Raw genomic sequence first — 481 nt, 5'->3', positions numbered from 1 at the left:
CTGATGTAAGGAAGTATCTAGTGTTTAACGGATCACTGTCTTTCGTCGGAATAATAGATACTTTCGCAATTGCATCCACTGTGTGTCCATTAGAAATACCAACATTACTTAAATACACATACGCTTCCGGTGTATTATTATCAAGCGTAATAAAGTTACCGGAATACGCAACAATACCACTACCGTTATTTACAGCAAGTGATTTTTTCGTAATCATACCATCTGGATTCACTAAAAACGCATATGATTTACTTTTGCCTTCTACAAATTTAGGCGAGAAGTTAATATTACCCGGTGCTAACGATGTTGATGGGTCATCAAGCTTTTGAACTAAATCGCCTGTGTAGTCGATAATTTTACCTGAATAGTCTTCAACGGCACGTGTTGTTCCCGCACTACGAAAAGCAGAACGGAATGTTGTACCGCTTGTTGCCGTTGCGTATTCTTTGTTTTTCTCTAATTCTTCAGAAAGCGCAACTGC

The 481-nt window shown here is 38.7% G+C and carries 1 protein-coding gene; it reads right to left on the bottom strand.

All coding sequences use genetic code 11. From position 1 onward, the window contains the following. Nucleotides 1-481, bottom strand: a 481-nt coding sequence (locus SH09_RS16785) for a hypothetical protein (RefSeq protein ID WP_042740268.1), incomplete at both ends; no start/stop codon positions are given.

Source organism: Staphylococcus gallinarum (assembly GCF_000875895.1).
Lineage (GTDB): Bacteria > Bacillota > Bacilli > Staphylococcales > Staphylococcaceae > Staphylococcus > Staphylococcus gallinarum.
Note: the sequence above shows the minus strand (reverse complement) of the source record. Positions and strands in the feature narration are given on the sequence as shown.